A 237-nucleotide genomic window follows, 5' to 3' on the forward strand; every position below is an offset into this window, starting at 1 on the left:
TCCGAATGGGGCAACCCAATCAGCTTAGTCGCTGATTACTTGACTAGTGAATACATAGCTAGCAAGAGGTAGACGCAGTGAACTGAAACATCTTAGTAGCTGCAGGAAGAGAAAGAAATATCGATTCCCTGAGTAGCGGCGAGCGAAAAGGGAAGAGCCCAAACCAACAAGCTTGCTTGTTGGGGTTGTAGGACTGAACATTAGAGTTACCAAAGTGCGACGTAGTCGCAACAGTTG

At 46.8% G+C, this 237-nt stretch carries 1 rRNA gene; it reads left to right on the top strand.

The window, feature by feature from the left end:
- Positions 1–237, top strand: a 23S ribosomal RNA gene (locus LMC10_RS00380); the annotation flags it as partial.

It is taken from the genome of Limosilactobacillus reuteri subsp. simiae, assembly GCF_020784875.1.
Lineage (GTDB): Bacteria > Bacillota > Bacilli > Lactobacillales > Lactobacillaceae > Limosilactobacillus > Limosilactobacillus reuteri_H.